4 protein-coding genes are annotated in these 3,449 nt (G+C 75.6%); all 4 read left to right on the top strand.

Features of this window, described 5'->3' with window-relative positions:
• The first annotated feature begins 26 nt into the window (after window positions 1–26).
• Window positions 27–1,055 (top strand): FecCD family ABC transporter permease, encoded by a 1,029-nt coding sequence (locus GPJ59_RS34705; protein WP_258025373.1) that lies wholly within the window; start codon window positions 27–29, stop codon window positions 1,053–1,055.
• Window positions 1,052–1,909: an ABC transporter ATP-binding protein gene (locus tag GPJ59_RS34700; RefSeq protein WP_219672013.1), complete on the top strand. Its 858-nt coding sequence runs from the start codon at window positions 1,052–1,054 to the stop codon at window positions 1,907–1,909. Before GPJ59_RS34705 ends, GPJ59_RS34700 begins: the two co-directional genes overlap by 4 nt.
• Window positions 1,910–1,926: 17 nt before the next feature.
• Complete coding sequence (locus tag GPJ59_RS34695) at window positions 1,927–2,784, top strand: Rossmann-like domain-containing protein (protein WP_219672012.1); 858 nt, start codon at window positions 1,927–1,929, stop codon at window positions 2,782–2,784.
• On the top strand, window positions 2,781–3,449 hold a 669-nt coding region (locus GPJ59_RS34690; protein WP_445271893.1), incomplete at its 3' end, for a GHMP family kinase ATP-binding protein. The genes GPJ59_RS34695 and GPJ59_RS34690, both read left to right, overlap by 4 nt.

Raw genomic sequence — 3,449 nt, 5'->3', positions numbered from 1 at the left:
TTTGTCGGCTGCGTGATCTGTTTATAATGGACATCCCCCGGCGGCCCCCGGCGGCCCGGGTGGCCGTGCCCCTTCGCGCCGCGGGCTCGCTCGCTGGCTGGGGGCCGGAGGCGGTGTGCATCGGCACCGCCGACGTGGGCTGGACCGGTCTCGCCCGTGCGCTGGGCAGCCGTCTCGGCCTGGCCGTGGAGCCGCTGCCCCCGCTGCTGGACTCGCTCGTCTGGGACCTGCGGCTGCCGCGGGTCCTGATGGCGGCCCTCGTCGGCGCCTCGCTCGCCGTGTGCGGCACGGTGCTCCAGGCCGTCACCCGCAACGCGCTGGCCGACCCGTACCTGCTCGGCGTCTCCTCGGGCGCGTCGGCGGGCGCGGTCACGGTCCTCGTCCTCGGGGTGGGCGCGAGCGCGCTCGGGCTCACGGGCGGGGCGTTCGCCGGCGCCGTGCTCTCCTTCGCCCTGCTCCTGCTGCTGTTGCGGCGCACCGGACCGGACTCGGTCCGCATCGTCCTCACCGGCGTGGTCGTCGGCCAGCTCTTCACGGCGCTCACGTCGCTCGTGCTGATGGCCTCCGCCGACGCGGACACCACCCGGGCCGTCACCCACTGGCTGCTCGGCTCGATGGCGCCCGCCCGCTGGGACACCGTCACGGTCTGCGCGATCGTCACCCCGCTGGGGCTGGTGGCCGCGTGGCTCTGCTCGAACGCCCTCGACGGGCTCGCCTTCGGCACCGACACGGCCGCCTCCCTGGGGATCGGCGTACGGCGCACCAGGACGCTGCTGCTCGTGGTCACGGCCGTGCTGACCGCGGTGGCGGTGGCCACCGTCGGCGCCATCGGATTCGTCGGGCTGATCGTCCCGCACGGAGTGCGGTTCCTGGTCGGGCCGCTGCACCGCGTGCTGCTGCCCTGCGCGGCGCTCGTGGGAGCGGTGTTCCTGGTGTGGACGGACGCGCTGGCACGGATCGCCTTCGCGCCCCGCGAGGTGCCCGTGGGCGTGATCACCGCCCTGCTGGGCGTACCCCTCTTCCTCCTCGTCCTGCGCAGGCGGGGTGACCTGTGAGGATCACCGCCGAGGCACTGAGCTGGTCCGTGGCGGGCAACCCGGTCGTACGCGGGGTCGACGCCGACATCGCCCCCGGCGAGACGGTCGGGCTGCTCGGCCCGAACGGCTCCGGCAAGTCCTCGCTGCTGCGCTGCCTGGCGGGTCTGCGGCCGCCCGGGGCGGGCACCGTCCGCTACGACGGCGAGTCCGTACGCGGCTGGGGCGCGCGCCGGATCGCCTGCCGCGTGGCCTTCGTCGAGCAGGACGCCGGCACGGACAGCGACCTGCGGGTCGCCGACGTCGTGGGCCTGGGGCGCACGCCGTTCCGGGACCGCTGGCGCGGACCGGACGCCACCGACCGGGCGGTCGTCGCCGCGGCGCTGGAGCGCCTCGGGCTCAGCGCGCTCGCCGACCGCTCCTGGAAGGCGCTGTCGGGCGGCGAGCGGCAGCGCGCCCACATCGCCCGCGCGCTCGCGCAGCAGCCGTACGCCCTGCTGCTGGACGAGCCCACCAACCACCTCGACGTCAGACACCAGCTGGAACTGATGGAGCTGCTGTCCGGAACCAGCCGTACGGTCCTGGTCGCGCTGCACGACCTGTCGCTGGCCGCCCGGTACTGCGACCGCCTGCTGCTCCTGCACCACGGCCGCCTGGTCGCCTCCGGCCCGCCCGCCGCCGTCCTGACGGCCGAACGGCTGGCCGAGGTCTTCGAGGTGGACGCCGAACTCACCACCGACGCCCTCGGACACCCTGCGGTCGTCTACCGCGGACCGCTCGGAGCACCGGCCCCGGCCCCGGCTCTTGCTCCTGCTCCTGATCCCGCTCCTGCACCAGTCCCGGCCGAGGCGCCGACGCCTCTGTCCGCCCAGTGAAAGAGGAATCCCGACCCATGACCCACCCGCACCACTCCAGCCCCACGGCGACCACGATCACGACCGTCGACTCGCTCGTCGAGGCGGTCCTGGCCGGCGAGCACGGTCCGCTCCCCGCCTCGCTCGTGGCCACCAGCGTGTTCTGGATCCACCACGGCACCCGCTTGGCCGGAGGCGACACCACCTATCTCAACCAGTACGTCCTGGTCCGCCTCGGCGGCTCCTTCGGAGGCTGCGCCTTCGAGGCGGGAGAGGTCGACCCGGCGCTGTGCCGCGACGCCTCCGGCACTCCCCTCGACGTCCTGCTGCGCGAGGCCCCGCGCCCGCTGCGGATCGCCGCCCTCGACGCCTACCTCTGCGAGACCCGCCCGCACCGCGCGGCCGGCGAGGCGGGCGGGGCCGAGCCCGTCACCCTCCCCGCCGGAACCCCGGAGATCCGCGCCCGGGCGCGCGACGCGGCGATCGCCGGCCTGTTGGACATCGAGGAGGGTGCCGAAGTCGGCCTCATCGGCGTCGTCAACCCCCTCGTCGCCGCCATCCGCGAGCGCGGCGGCGTACCACTGCCCTGCGACTTCAACCTGAGGACGACCCAGTGGGGCGACCCCGTCACCGCCGACATGCACGAGGTGCTGGAGCGGGCGGACGCCGTCATCGCGACCGGAATGACCCTGAGCAACGGGTCCTTCGACACCATCCTCGGGCGCTGCCGCTCCCGGGGCGTCCCGCTGATCGTCTACGCGCAGAGCGGCAGCGCCGTCGCCCGTGCCTTCCTCGGCTCGGGGGTGACCGCCCTGTCCGCCGAGCCGTTCCCCTTCTCCCAGTTCAGCGCCGAGGAGACGGTCCTGTACCGCTACCGGGCGGTGGACGGCGCGTGATCCCCACCGTCCTGGCGGCGACACCCGGTGCCGCCGGCCTCCGCACCGGCACCGGGTGCGCCTCCTTCCACCACGGCGAGATCCTCCAGGGCGTCTTCCTCGACGGCGCCGGGCGGCGGTGCGCGGGCCTGGTCACGCTGCCGATGGCCGAACCCGGCAGCCGTGCCGAGTTCACCCGCCGGCCCGGCACGGCGCCCGCGGCGCTCACCGTCGTACCCGCCGGGCGTACGAAGGCCGCGCGGGCCGCGGCCCTGGCCGTGGCGGAGTGCGCACGGTGGGCCGGGGAGCCGCCGTGCGGCGGGGAGCTGCGGCTCACCGGTGACGTCCCGGTGGGTCTGGGGATGGGCAGCTCCACCAGCGACGTCATCGCCACCGTGCGCGCGGTCGCGGACGCGTACGGGCGGCGCCTGGCGCCCGCCACGGTCGCCCGGCTGGCCGTGCGGGCGGAACGGGCCTGCGATCCGCTGATGCTCGACGGCCGCCCCGTGCTCTTCGCCCAGCGCGAGGGCCGCGTCCTGGAGGTGCTCGGCCCGGCCCTGCCGGCGCTGGTCGTGGTGGGCTGCGCCCTCGGCGGCGGCACGCCGGTGGACACCCTGTCCCTGCCGGTGCGCGAGGCGGGCGACGCCGACGTACGGGCCTGGGAGCGGCTGCGCGCGCTGCTGCGC

The sequence above is a fragment of the Streptomyces bambusae genome (assembly GCF_019400985.1).
GTDB classification, from domain to species: domain Bacteria; phylum Actinomycetota; class Actinomycetes; order Streptomycetales; family Streptomycetaceae; genus Streptomyces; species Streptomyces bambusae_A.
The sequence above is the reverse complement of the archived record's forward strand: the minus strand, read 5'-3'. Positions and strand labels throughout refer to the sequence as shown.